The 13,041-nt window shown below is 58.9% G+C and carries 11 protein-coding genes; 6 read left to right on the top strand and 5 right to left on the bottom strand.

What is annotated here, in order from left to right; translation table 11 throughout:
* Positions 1-111 precede the first annotated feature (111 nt).
* From infA to aat, 3 genes are all read right to left on the bottom strand, one after another.
* Complete coding sequence (infA, locus tag CJF39_RS06155; RefSeq protein ID WP_002553999.1) at positions 112-330, bottom strand: translation initiation factor IF-1; 219 nt, start codon at positions 328-330, stop codon at positions 112-114.
* A gap of 100 nt (positions 331-430) precedes the next feature.
* Positions 431-1,138, bottom strand: coding sequence for an arginyltransferase (locus CJF39_RS06150; RefSeq protein ID WP_094992608.1), 708 nt, complete (start codon positions 1,136-1,138; stop codon positions 431-433).
* Between the two features lie 114 nt (positions 1,139-1,252).
* Positions 1,253-1,933 carry a leucyl/phenylalanyl-tRNA--protein transferase gene (gene aat / locus CJF39_RS06145; RefSeq protein WP_094992607.1) on the bottom strand — a complete coding sequence of 227 codons (681 nt, stop codon included), beginning with the start codon at positions 1,931-1,933 and terminating at the stop codon, positions 1,253-1,255.
* 426 nt (positions 1,934-2,359) lie between these two features.
* Here aat and CJF39_RS06140 point away from each other — a divergent pair, with 426 nt between their 5' ends.
* The 6 genes from CJF39_RS06140 (at position 2,360) to cysG (ending at position 9,978) form a co-directional block, all read left to right on the top strand.
* A complete protein-coding gene (locus CJF39_RS06140; protein ID WP_094992606.1) occupies positions 2,360-4,762 on the top strand; it encodes a DNA translocase FtsK in 2,403 nt (800 codons plus the stop codon).
* A 52-nt stretch (positions 4,763-4,814) separates the two neighbouring features.
* Positions 4,815-5,438: an outer membrane lipoprotein chaperone LolA gene (lolA, locus tag CJF39_RS06135; RefSeq protein WP_094992605.1), complete on the top strand. Its 624-nt coding sequence runs from the start codon at positions 4,815-4,817 to the stop codon at positions 5,436-5,438.
* A 151-nt stretch (positions 5,439-5,589) separates the two neighbouring features.
* On the top strand, positions 5,590-6,915 hold the full coding sequence (locus CJF39_RS06130; protein ID WP_094992604.1) for a replication-associated recombination protein A: 1,326 nt from the start codon (positions 5,590-5,592) through the stop codon (positions 6,913-6,915).
* Positions 6,912-7,286 (top strand): fluoride efflux transporter CrcB, encoded by a 375-nt coding sequence (crcB, locus tag CJF39_RS06125; RefSeq protein WP_047274335.1) that lies wholly within the window; start codon positions 6,912-6,914, stop codon positions 7,284-7,286. The genes CJF39_RS06130 and crcB overlap by 4 nt, the downstream gene beginning before the upstream one ends.
* 16 nt (positions 7,287-7,302) lie before the next feature.
* Positions 7,303-8,583, top strand: coding sequence for a serine--tRNA ligase (serS, locus tag CJF39_RS06120; protein ID WP_094992603.1), 1,281 nt, complete (start codon positions 7,303-7,305; stop codon positions 8,581-8,583).
* On the top strand, positions 8,584-9,978 hold the full coding sequence (gene cysG / locus CJF39_RS06115) for a siroheme synthase CysG (RefSeq protein WP_094992602.1): 1,395 nt from the start codon (positions 8,584-8,586) through the stop codon (positions 9,976-9,978). It begins immediately after the preceding gene.
* A gap of 55 nt (positions 9,979-10,033) precedes the next feature.
* Here cysG and CJF39_RS06110 read toward each other — a convergent pair whose 3' ends face one another.
* A complete protein-coding gene (locus tag CJF39_RS06110) occupies positions 10,034-11,221 on the bottom strand; it encodes an osmoprotectant NAGGN system M42 family peptidase (protein WP_094992601.1) in 1,188 nt (395 codons plus the stop codon).
* Between the two features lie 71 nt (positions 11,222-11,292).
* Complete coding sequence (gene ngg, locus CJF39_RS06105) at positions 11,293-13,038, bottom strand: N-acetylglutaminylglutamine synthetase (RefSeq protein ID WP_094992600.1); 1,746 nt, start codon at positions 13,036-13,038, stop codon at positions 11,293-11,295.
* Positions 13,039-13,041 lie beyond the last annotated feature (3 nt).

Here is a 13,041-nt window from a genome sequence, read left to right as displayed (position 1 = left end):
CAAGTATAAAAAAAGCGCCGAAAGGCGCTTTTTTTATGGAGTAAGCGGACGCTGACAAATCCCGGGCAAACAAAAACGCCCGGCAGAACCGGGCGTTTTGTATTGACTTGATTAGCGAGCGCGGTAAGTGATGCGCCCTTTGCTCAAGTCATAGGGCGTCAGCTCGACGCGCACTTTGTCACCGGTAAGAATACGGATGTAGTTCTTGCGCATCTTGCCGGAGATATGCGCGGTTACGACGTGCCCATTTTCCAACTCCACGCGAAACATGGTGTTGGGCAGGGTGTCGACGACAGTGCCTTCCATTTCGAAGCTGTCTTCTTTCGACATGCAGTAAAGCCCTCGGTGTCCAGTGAATGGCCCGGTGCAACTGCGCCAGGCAAAAGCGGCGTGCATTGTGCCCGAAAAGTGGGGTTCACGCCAAGGGGGTTCAGTAAAGAGTGCTCCATCTTTGGTTAATCAGCAGTTCAATAGGCCTGTATTCGGTCTTGTAATTCATTTTTTTGCAGTTTTTGATCCAGTAGCCCAGGTAAACGGCCTCCAGTCCAAGGCGCTCCGCCTCGGTGATTTGCCACAGGATGCAATAGCGGCCCAGGCTGCGGCGCTCTTCGTCGGGATCATAAAAGGTGTAAACCGCAGACAAGCCGTTAGGCAGCACATCCGTCACGGCCACCGCCAGTAACCGTCCGTCCAGCCGGAACTCATAGAATCTGGAAAATGGCAGATCACGCACCAGAAAGGTCGAAAACTGATCGCGACTCGGTGGGTACATGTCGCCATCGGCATGGCGCTGCTCGATGTAGCGCTGATACAGGTCGAAGTGTTCTTCACTGAAGCCCGGCCTGGCCACTTGCACGTGCAGGTCGGCATTGCGCTTGAAAATGCGTTTCTGCTGACGGTTCGGGTTAAAAAGCGCCACAGGAATACGTGCCGCTGTGCATGCGTCGCATCGCAGGCAGTGCGGGCGGTAAAGGTGGTCACCACTGCGACGAAAGCCCATTTCGGACAAGTCGGCATACACCTGCACGTCCATCGGCTGGCTGGGATCGAGGAACAGCGTCGTAGCTTGTTCATCGTGCAGGTAGCTGCAAGCGTGAGGTTGAGTGGCATAAAACTTCAAACGCGCCAGCTCGGTCATGATCGGCCCTCGGTGAATCTTTGAATTAAGTGTAAGCCAGCTCGGAAAACTCGCCTGTTAAACCACGACTGTTCGCCCGCGGCCAGTGCGGCAGTTTTAATTGTCGGGCGTTGATTAGCGGGGCCACTTGGCGCTTGTCGGTTGATCCAGGTGGTTATGCAGATAGTTGGCGAATTGTTCGCGCGGAATTGACCGCGCACCGAGGCTTTCGAGATGTCGGGTAGGCATCTGACAGTCAATCAAGACAAATCCCCACGCTTGAAGCTGTTTGACCAGCGTGGCAAATCCTGCTTTTGACGCGTTATCTGCGCGGCTGAACATGGATTCGCCAAAAAACAGTTGGCCCATCGCCAGGCCATATAATCCGCCCACCAGTTCATCGTGCTCCCACACTTCTACAGAATGGGCGTGTCCACGTTCGTGAAGTTCGATGTAAGCGTTTTGCATGTCGTCCGTGATCCAGGTGCCATCGGCGTAGGCGCGTGGCGCTGCGCATGCGTGGATGACAGCCCGAAAATCACGGTCGAAGGTGACGGTGTATCGCTGCTGGCGCAGCAATTTGCCCAGGCTGCGTGAAACATGGAGCTCTTGCGGAAATAGCACCGTGCGAGGGTCTGGTGACCACCACAAGATGGGCTGGCCCTCGGAAAACCACGGAAAACACCCATGACGATAAGCTTGAATCAGGCGGTCAGCCGACAAGTCGCCGCCTGCGGCAAGTAAACCATTGGGCTCGCGCATGGCGTTGGCCAGGGGCGGGAATGTCAGGGAGTCGCGTTTCAACCAGGTCAGCATGGCATTGAGTCTTACAGTAGAAGGGGAGGGCGGCTGCAACTCTGTCGCGCAAGTGCGGTCTCAGTCGATCTGGCAGTCAATTCAGGGGGCTGTGTCGGGCCTGTTATAAGTCTTTGTCACATAAGGCAATGCATGCTCAAATTGGCGCGTTGGGGCGTTCTACAAGACAATTTCTGTAACCTCGGGTGCCAGCATGGCATCGGCGGCGCAAACCCGTACAATGGCCCGCCTGTTTGAGCTGTTCTAAGCTGCACAGTATTCACTGTTTTACATGGCGGGCTGGTCATGGAAAAACACGTAATAGTACAAGGCTGTGTGTAAGGCTAGTCCAGTTTCATGTCTGAACTTGTCACCTGCTCGCCGTGAGCAGTATTTTTGCAGTCAATCAATTGTTGGGCGCGCCACAGGCGCAGGAAAACACGCGTTTTGAAGAAATCCACAGCAGCACCTAAAGAAGTTCCTCTCTGGCGTCAGCAACTGCACTACCGGCTCAAGGAAGGTGCATTGATTGCGATTGGCGCCCTTTGCCTGTTCCTGATGATGGCCTTGCTGACCTATGGCAAGGACGATCCCGGTTGGAGTCACAACAGCCGCGTGGTGGATGTGCAGAACTTCGGCGGGCCTGCCGGTTCTTACAGCGCAGACATCCTGTTCATGGTGCTGGGCTACTTCGCTTATATCTTCCCGCTGCTACTGGCGGTCAAGGCTTATCAGATCTTCCGTGAGCGGCATCAGCCCTGGCAGTGGAGCGGCTGGCTGTTTTCGTGGCGCCTGATCGGGCTGGTGTTTCTGGTGCTGTCAGGCGCAGCCCTGGCCCACATTCATTTTCACTCGGCTTCCGGCCTGCCGGCTGGCGCCGGTGGGGCGCTGGGTGAAAGCCTGGGCGATCTGGCCAAGAACGCGTTGAATGTACAAGGCAGTACGCTGCTGCTGATTGCTCTGTTTCTATTTGGTCTGACCGTATTTACCGACCTGTCGTGGTTCAAGGTGATGGACCTCACGGGCAAGATCACCCTTGATCTGTTCGAATTGATCCAGGGCGCCGCCAATCGCTGGTGGTCGGACCGCGCCGAGCGCAAGCAACTGCACGCGCAATTGCGAGAAGTCGATACCCGTGTCAATGAAGTGGTAGCGCCGAGCGTTCCCGACAAGCGCGAGCAAGCCAAGGCCAAGGAACGCCTGATCGAGCGTGAGCAGGCCCTGAGCAAACACATGTCCGAACGTGAAAAACATGTGCCGGCAGTGATTGCCCCTGCACCCGCCAAGGCGCCGGAACCCAGCAAACGCGTGCAAAAAGAAAAACAGGTTCCACTGTTTGTCGACAGTGCGGTTGAGGGCACGTTGCCACCGATCTCGATTCTTGATCCGGCCGAAAAGAAGCAGCTCAACTACTCCCCTGAATCACTCGCGGCGGTGGGGCATTTGCTAGAGATCAAGCTCAAGGAGTTTGGCGTAGAGGTGTCGGTGGACTCGATCCACCCTGGCCCGGTGATTACCCGTTATGAAATTCAGCCTGCAGCAGGCGTCAAGGTCAGCCGCATCGCCAACCTCGCCAAGGACCTTGCACGTTCCCTGGCGGTAACCAGCGTGCGCGTGGTTGAAGTCATTCCCGGTAAAACCACCGTGGGTATCGAGATCCCCAACGAAGACCGCCAGATCGTGCGCTTCAGCGAGGTGCTGTCGACTCCCGAATTTGATAATGCCAAGTCGCCCGTTGCCTTGGCATTGGGGCATGACATTGGTGGTAAGCCGGTCATTACCGATCTGGCGAAAATGCCGCATTTGCTGGTGGCCGGTACAACGGGTTCCGGTAAGTCGGTAGGTGTCAACGCGATGATCCTGTCGATCCTGTTCAAGTCGGGCCCGGAAGACGCCAAGCTGATCATGATTGACCCGAAAATGCTTGAACTGTCGATCTACGAAGGCATTCCGCACTTGCTGTGCCCGGTGGTGACCGACATGAAAGACGCCGCCAACGCTCTGCGCTGGAGCGTGGCGGAGATGGAGCGTCGCTACAAGCTGATGGCCAAGATGGGCGTGCGTAACCTTGCCGGCTTCAACCAGAAGATCAAAGATGCCCAAGAGGCTGGCGAACCGTTGACCGATCCGCTGTACAAGCGCGAAAGCATCCACGACGAAGCGCCGTTGCTGACCAAATTGCCGACCATCGTGGTGGTGGTTGACGAGTTTGCCGACATGATGATGATCGTCGGCAAGAAGGTGGAGGAGCTGATTGCCCGTATCGCGCAGAAAGCCCGTGCCGCAGGGATTCACTTGATTCTTGCGACCCAGCGTCCCTCGGTGGATGTGATAACCGGTCTGATCAAGGCCAACATTCCGACGCGCATGGCGTTTCAGGTGTCGAGCAAGATTGACTCCCGGACCATTATCGATCAGGGCGGCGCCGAGCAACTCTTGGGCCATGGTGACATGCTGTACATGCCACCGGGAACCAGCCTGCCGATTCGCGTGCATGGCGCGTTTGTATCCGACGAAGAAGTTCACCGTGTGGTCGAGGCCTGGAAGCTGCGCGGCAGCCCGGATTACAACGACGACATCCTCAACGGGGGGGAAGAAGCGGGCAGCGGCTTTGAAGGCGCAAATGGCGACGGTGGAGAGGATGCGGAAACCGACGCCTTGTATGACGAAGCTGTCCAGTTTGTGCTGGAAAGCCGTCGTGCCTCTATCTCAGCCGTTCAGCGAAAATTGAAAATCGGCTACAACCGCGCGGCACGCATGATTGAATCCATGGAAATGGCCGGGGTTGTAACCTCAATGAATACTAATGGCTCGCGTGAAGTTTTGGCGCCAGCTCCAATACGCGACTGATCGGCCCGCGGTGTACGCGCGGGCCTGGTTTAACTAATCAAAGAGGGTTTTCATGCGTTTTGTCAGCATGCTGTTGCTACCGGTTCTGGCTATGTCTTCTCTTACGGCTCATGCCGGCGAACAGGATGTAAAGCGGTTAGGCCAACTGCTGGGGCAGTCCAATACCATCACTGCCCGTTTCAGTCAGTTGACGCTGGATGGCAGCGGCACCCAATTGCAGGAAACGACCGGTGACATGTCGGTCAAGCGTCCGGGGCTGTTCTATTGGCACACCGATGCGCCTCAAGAACAGACCATGATTTCTGATGGCAAGAAAGTGACCCTCTGGGACCCGGATCTGGAGCAGGCGACGATCAAGAAGCTGGATGAGCGCTTGACCCAGACGCCTGCTTTGCTGTTGTCGGGAGACGTCTCAAAAATTGAACAAAGTTATGACGTAAGCTCCAAGACGCAGGGAGAGGTCATGGAGTTCATCCTGAAACCTAAAACCAAAGACACCCTGTTCGATTCGCTTCGTTTGTCTTTCCGTAAGGGCAACATCAGTGAAATGCAATTAATCGACAGTGTCGGTCAACGCACCAATATCCTGTTCAACGAGGTGAAGGTGAATAAAGAGATTCCTGAGAGCAAATTCAAGTTCGTGGTGCCTAAAGGCGCTGATGTCATTCAGGAATAACTCACTGTGCCTATGGGGCGGTGACACGGGGCTCGCACTTTTCTGGCCGTTTTCAAGGCGATGTTATCGCTTGGTCACCGCCTTTGCGCGAAGGCGTGAGCACCGCCATGGCATTGGCCCGCAGCACACACGTGAGGTTGTTTAAGCAGTGATGGACCTGTTTCGAAGTGCACCAATCGCTCAGCCCCTGGCAGCCCGTTTGCGCGCCGCCAACCTGGATGAGTACGTGGGCCAGCAACATTTGCTGGCGCGCGGCAAGCCCTTGCGTGAAGCGCTCGAACAGGGGGCGCTGCATTCAATGATCTTCTGGGGCCCGCCGGGTGTGGGCAAAACCACGCTGGCGCGGTTGCTGGCGCAAGTCTCCGATGCACACTTTGAAACGGTCTCCGCCGTGCTGGCCGGGGTCAAAGAGATTCGTCAGGCCGTGGAAGTGGCCAAGCAGCAGGCCGGTCAATATGGCCGTCGCACCATTCTGTTTGTCGATGAAGTGCATCGCTTCAACAAGTCGCAGCAGGACGCGTTCCTGCCCTATGTGGAAGATGGCACCCTGATTTTTATTGGCGCCACTACGGAAAACCCGTCTTTCGAGCTCAACAACGCACTGCTCTCGCGGGCGCGGGTGTATGTGCTCAAAAGCCTTGATGAAGCGGCATTGCTCAAACTGGTGCAGCGCGCACTGACCGAGGAAAAAGGCTTGGGCAAGCGGGGGCTGACCCTCAGTGATGAGGGCTTTCACGTGCTGCTCAGGGCCGCCGATGGAGATGGTCGACGCCTGCTCAACCTGTTGGAAAACGCCGCAGACCTGGCCGAGGACAACAGTGAGATCGGTATCGACTTGCTGCAAAGCCTGCTCGGCGATACCCAACGACGCTTCGACAAAGGCGGCGAAGCCTTCTACGACCAGATCTCGGCCCTGCACAAATCTGTACGTGGTTCCAACCCTGATGGCGCCCTTTACTGGTTTGCGCGGATGATCGATGGCGGCTGCGACCCGCTGTACATCGCGCGCAGGGTGGTGCGCATGGCCAGTGAAGACATCGGTAACGCCGATCCGCGGGCCCTGAGCCTGTGCCTGGCCGCCTGGGACGTGCAGGAGCGTCTCGGCAGCCCCGAGGGTGAACTGGCCGTGGCGCAGGCGATTACCTACCTGGCCTGCGCGCCTAAAAGCAACGCGGTGTATATGGGTTTCAAGGCTGCGCTGCGCAGTGCGTCGGAATATGGCTCGCTGGAAGTGCCCCTGCATTTACGCAATGCGCCGACCAAGCTGATGAAACAGCTCGGGTATGGCGGCGAGTACCGCTACGCCCACGACGAACCGGATGCCTACGCGGCGGGGGAAGATTATTTCCCCGATGAGCTGGCGCCTTTGCCGCTCTATCAACCGGTGCCGCGCGGCCTGGAGCTTAAAATCGGCGAGAAGCTCAAACACCTTGCTGCACTGGACCGTGCCAGCCCCTTGCAGCGGAGAAAACCTTGATTCCATTGGTCGCAGCTGTTTCTATCGGCGGTGTCGCCGGCACATTATTGCGCTTTGCGACCGGAAACTGGATCAACGCCAATTGGCCGCGGCACTTCTATACCGCGACATTGGCCGTTAATATCGTGGGCTGCCTGCTGATTGGCATTCTTTACGGACTTTTCCTGATCCGCCCGGAAGTACCGATTGAGGTCCGCGCCGGACTGCTGGTGGGTTTCCTGGGTGGCTTGACCACTTTTTCATCCTTTTCACTGGATACGGTGCGCCTGCTGGAAAGCGGGCAGGTGCCACTGGCACTGGGCTATGCGGCCCTCAGCGTATTCGGCGGGCTGCTCGCAACCTGGGCTGGCCTGTCCCTGACCAAACTTTGATAAACGAGAAACCGACATGCTCGATTCCAAACTGTTACGTAGCAACCTTCAGGACGTAGCGGATCGCCTGGCATCCCGAGGCTTCACGCTGGACGTGGCGCGCATTGATGCGCTCGAAGCCAAGCGCAAAGAAGTCCAGACCCTGACCGAGAAGCTGCAGGCAGAGCGTAATGCGATCTCCAAAAGTATCGGTCAAGCCAAGGCACGTGGCGAAGACATCGCGCCGCTGATGGCCAGCGTAGAAACCATGGGCAGCGATCTGGCCAACGGCAAGGTTGAGCTGGAAGCCATTCAGACTGAACTGGACTCGATCCTGCTGAGCTTGCCTAACCTGCCGGACGCTTCCGTGCCTGTAGGCGCGGACGAAGATGATAACGTCGAGATTCGTCGCTGGGGCACGCCTGCTGCTTTCGATTTCGAGATCAAGGACCATGTCGCGCTCGGCGAGCAACACGGCTGGCTGGATTTCGAAACGGCCGCCAAATTGTCTGGCGCCCGTTTTGCCTTGCTGCGTGGCCCGATTGCCCGTCTGCACCGCGCACTGGCGCAGTTCATGCTGAACCTGCACATCAATGAACACGGCTATGAAGAGGCCTACACGCCTTATCTGGTTCAGGCCCCGGCGTTGCAGGGTACTGGCCAGTTGCCTAAGTTCGAAGAAGACCTGTTCAAGATCAGCCGCGAAGGCGAAGCCGACCTGTACCTGATCCCGACCGCTGAAGTGTCGTTGACCAACATCGTCTCTGGCGAAATCGTTGACCACAAAAACCTGCCGATCAAGTTCGTGGCACACACACCGTGCTTCCGCAGCGAAGCCGGGGCGTCGGGTCGCGATACCCGCGGCATGATTCGCCAGCACCAGTTCGACAAGGTTGAAATGGTGCAGATCGTCGAGCCGTCCACGTCGATGGATGCGCTGGAAGGTCTGGTCGGCAACGCCGAAAAAGTGTTGCAGCTGCTTGAACTGCCGTACCGCACCCTGGCCCTGTGCACAGGCGACATGGGTTTCAGTGCGGTCAAGACCTACGACCTGGAAGTGTGGATTCCGAGCCAGGACAAGTACCGCGAAATCTCGTCGTGCTCCAACTGTGGTGATTTCCAAGCGCGTCGTATGCAAGCGCGCTTCCGTAACCCGGAAACCGGCAAGCCGGAGCTGGTTCACACCCTCAACGGTTCGGGGCTGGCGGTAGGCCGTACGCTGGTGGCCGTGCTGGAAAACTACCAGCAGGCAGACGGCTCGATCCGTGTACCGGACGTGCTCAAGCCTTACATGGGCGGCATCGAGGTCATCGGCTAAATGGAGTTTCTGCCGCTGTTTCATAACCTGCGTGGCAGCCGTGTCCTGGTGGTCGGCGGCGGGGAGATTGCCTTGCGCAAGTCCCGGCTGCTGGCAGACGCCGGTGCGGTATTGCGGGTAGTTGCACCCGCCATTGAGCCGCAGTTGTGCGCGTTGATCGACAGCAGCGGTGGTGAGCAAGTCTTGCGCGGCTATGTGGAAGCGGACCTGGAAGGGTGCGTGCTGATCATTGCCGCCACCGACGACGAACCGCTCAATGCCCAAGTCAGCGCCGACGCTCATCGGCGTTGCATGCCGGTCAATGTGGTGGACGCACCTGCACTGTGCAGCGTGATTTTCCCCGCCATCGTTGATCGCTCGCCGTTAGTGATTGCGGTGTCCAGCGGGGGCGATGCGCCCGTCTTGGCCCGCTTGATCCGCGCCAAGCTCGAAACCTGGATTCCATCGACCTACGGTCAATTGGCGGGCCTTGCGGCGCGTTTTCGGGCGCAGGTCAAAGGCCTGTTTCCGGACGTGCAACAGCGACGTGCATTTTGGGAAGACGTGTTCCAAGGCCCGATTGCCGATCGCCAGTTGGCCGGGCAGGGTGGCGAAGCGGAGCGCTTGTTGCTGGCCAAAATCAATGGCGAGGCGACCCTGGCTACCGGCGAGGTTTACCTGGTAGGAGCCGGGCCGGGCGATCCGGACTTGCTCACATTCCGCGCACTGCGTTTGATGCAACAAGCCGATGTGGTGCTGTACGACCGCTTGGTGGCACCTGCAATCCTTGAACTGTGCCGCCGTGATGCCGAGCGCATTTATGTCGGCAAGCGCCGTGCCGAACATGCGGTCCCGCAAGATCAGATCAACCAGCAACTGGTGGACCTGGCCAAGCAGGGCAAGCGTGTGGTGCGCCTTAAAGGTGGCGATCCGTTCATCTTTGGGCGCGGCGGTGAGGAAATCGAAGAGCTGGCCGCCCATGGAATTCCGTTCCAGGTGGTGCCGGGGATCACGGCGGCCAGCGGTTGTGCCGCCTACGCCGGGATTCCGTTGACCCACCGTGACTACGCGCAGTCGGTTCGATTCGTCACCGGCCACTTGAAGGATGGCACCAGCAATTTGCCTTGGAGCGATCTGGTCGCCCCGGCGCAAACCCTGGTGTTTTACATGGGGCTGGTGGGGTTGCCGATCATCTGCGAACAGTTGATCAAACATGGTCGCGCCGCTGATACCCCGGCAGCGTTGATCCAGCAGGGCACCACGACCAATCAGCGGGTGTTCACCGGCACGCTGGCCAATCTGGCCACCTTGGTGGCAGAGCACGAAGTGCATGCGCCCACCTTGGTCATCGTCGGCGAAGTGGTGTTGCTGCGTGAAAAACTCGCGTGGTTTGAAGGGGCGCAGGCCGACGTCTGAGAGCGCCCACCCCAACCCTGTCCCTGCGGGAGGCGGTTGGGGTGAGCGATGCTTTTCAGCTCCGGTTATCCCCAACCAGGCTGTCAACCGATGGCACCCGGGTGTCGCTTTCCATTTGTGTGTCGTGCTCCAGCTGGTGACTGAACCTGTCCAGTGAGCCTTGCGCAGGTTGTGCATCGCTGGCAAACACCGGCGGGCTCATCATGTACGCCCCCAGTAATCGACTTAACGCCGCCAGGCTATCGATGTGCGTGCGCTCATAGCCGTGGGTGGCATCACAGCCAAATGCCAGCAGCGCACAGCGTATGTCATGCCCCGCCGTGACCGCCGAGTGCGCATCGCTGAAGTAGTAGCGAAACATATCCCGACGCACAGGCAGTTCGTTCTCCGCCCCCAGACGCAACAAGTGCCGCGACAAGTGATAGTCATAAGGGCCGCCTGAGTCCTGCATTGCGACGCTCACGGCGTGTTCGCTGGAATGCTGGCCTGGGGCGACCGGGGCAATGTCGATGCCGACAAACTCACTCACGTCCCAAGGCAGTGCCGCGGCAGCCCCGCTACCCGTCTCTTCGGTGATGGTGAACAGCGGGTGACAGTCGATTTGCGGCTGCTCGCCACTTTCCACAATGGCTTTCAAGGCTGCCAGCAGTGCAGCCACACCGGCTTTGTCATCCAGGTGGCGGGCGCTGATATGACCGCTTTCGGTGAACTCTGGCAACGGATCGAAGGCGACAAAGTCTCCCACGTTGACCCCCAGCGAATCGCAATCGGCCCGGGTCGCGCAATAGGCGTCCAGACGCAACTCGATATGGTCCCAACTGATCGGCAGTTCATCCACTCCGGTATTGAATGCATGACCGGACGCCATCAAGGGCAACACACTGCCGCGGATGACACCGTTGTCGGTAAACAGGCTTACGCGACTGCCTTCGGCAAACCGGCTGGACCAGCAACCCACCGGAGCCAGTACCAGACGCCCGTTGTCCTTGATTGCCCGTACGCTGGCGCCAATGGTGTCCAGGTGCGCAGAGACAGCGCGATCCGGGCTGTTTTTCTGCCCCTTGAGGGTGGCGCGTAACGTGCCGCGCCGGGTGAGTTCAAAGGGAATACCCAATTCCTCAAGGCGTTCGGCCACGTAGCGCACGATGGTATCGGTGAAACCTGTGGGGCTGGGGATGGCTAGCATTTCCAGCAATACCCGTTGCAGGTAATCGAGGTCGGGTTCGGGGAACGTGCGATTCATAAACACTCCTGACGCGAGACCCACCGCACGCGCTGCGTACGGGGGCCTGATGGGATGTTCAGCGACTGGACCTACGGCACAGGCTGACGGTGAGGAAACAACAAGTCGATAAAGCGTTCGGCGGTAGGTTGTGGCTCATGGTTGGCCAGCCCGACCCGCTCATTGGCTTCGATAAACACGTACTCGGGTTGGTCGGCAGCGGGCACCATCAGGTCGAGCCCTACCACGGGGATGTCCAGCGCCCGAGCGGCACGCACCGCGGCATCCGCCAGCACCGGGTGCAAGATGTCCGTGACATCTTCCAGGCACCCGCCGGTGTGCAGGTTAGCGGCGCGGCGCACAGCCAACACTTCCCCGGCTGGCAGAATATGGGTGAACTCATACCCGGCCGCCTGCACGGTGCGCTCGGTTTCAGCATCGACGGGAATGCGGCTCTCGCCATCGGTGGCGGCCTGACGTCGGCGGCTCTGCGCTTCAATCAGTTGCAGGATACTGTGGTGACCATCGCCCACCACCTGCGCGGGGCGCCTGATAGCGGCGGCCACCACTTCAAAGCCGATCACCACAATGCGCAGGTCGAGGCCTTCGTGGAAACTTTCCAGCAGCACGCGACTGTCAAACGTTCGTGCAGCTTCGATGGCCTGCTGCACCTGCTCAATATCGCTCAAGTCAACGGCCACGCCATTGCCTTGCTCGCCGTCCAGCGGTTTGACCACGATGCGTCTGTGCTGCTCCAGAAACGCCAGGTTATCGTCGGCTCCACCCGCCCGTTGTTGCGTCGGCAAGCTCAGGCCCGCGTCACTCAACACCTTGTGGGTCAGGCTTTTGTCCTGACACAAACTCATGCTGATGGCGCTGGTCAGGTCCGACAGCGACTCGCGGCACCGAATGCGCCGTCCGCCGTGGCTGAGGGTGAACAGCCCGGCCGAGGCGTCATCAATCTGCACGTCGATCCCGCGCTTGTAGGCTTCTTCCACCAGGATCCGTGCATAAGGATTGAGCCCGGCTTCAGGGCCTGGGCCGAGAAATAGCGGCTGGTTAATGCCATTCTTGCGCTTGATGGCAAAGGTCGAGAGGGTGCGAAACCCGAGCTTGCTGTAGAGATTCTTCGCCTGCTGGTTGTCGTGCAGCACCGACAGGTCGAGGTAACTCAGGCCACGGCTCATGAAATGCTCCACCAGATGGCGCACCAGCACCTCACCGACCCCGGGGCGCGGGCACAGCGGATCGACCGCCAGGCACCACAGGCTGCTGCCGTTTTCCGGGTCGTGAAAGGCGGTATGGTGATTCAACCCCATGACGCTGCCGATCACCGCGCCGCTGTCTTCATCTTCCGCGATCCAGTACACCGGGCCGCCCTGATGGCGGGCAGTCAGCAGCGTTGGGTCAATCGGCAACATGTTGCGGGCGATGTACAGCGAATTGATGGCATCCCAATCAGCATCGGTTTGCGCCCGGCGAATACGAAAGCCGCGAAACACGCGGGTGGCCTGACGGTAGTCGGTAAACCACAGGCGCAAGGTGTCCGAGGGATCGAGAAACAACTGCTGGGGCGACTGTGCCAGCACCTGTTGCGGCGCTGCCACATACAGGGCGATATCACGCTCGCCGGTTTGCTCATTCAAGAGTTCGTTGGCCAAGCTGGCCGGGTCGGGAAAGGTGTGCCCGATCAGCAGGCGTCCCCAGCCGCAGTGCACGGCTACCGGCTGGGCATCGAGCGCACTGCCGTCTTCGGCAAAACGCGCTTGCAGTCGTTCGTAAGTCGGGGCTTGTCCGCGCAACAAGCGTTGGCTGTAGGCGGTGGCGAGGGGTTTCATGGG

It is taken from the genome of Pseudomonas lundensis (assembly GCF_002269125.1).
Lineage (GTDB): Bacteria > Pseudomonadota > Gammaproteobacteria > Pseudomonadales > Pseudomonadaceae > Aquipseudomonas > Aquipseudomonas lundensis_A.
This window is presented reverse-complemented; position numbering and strand designations above follow the sequence as displayed.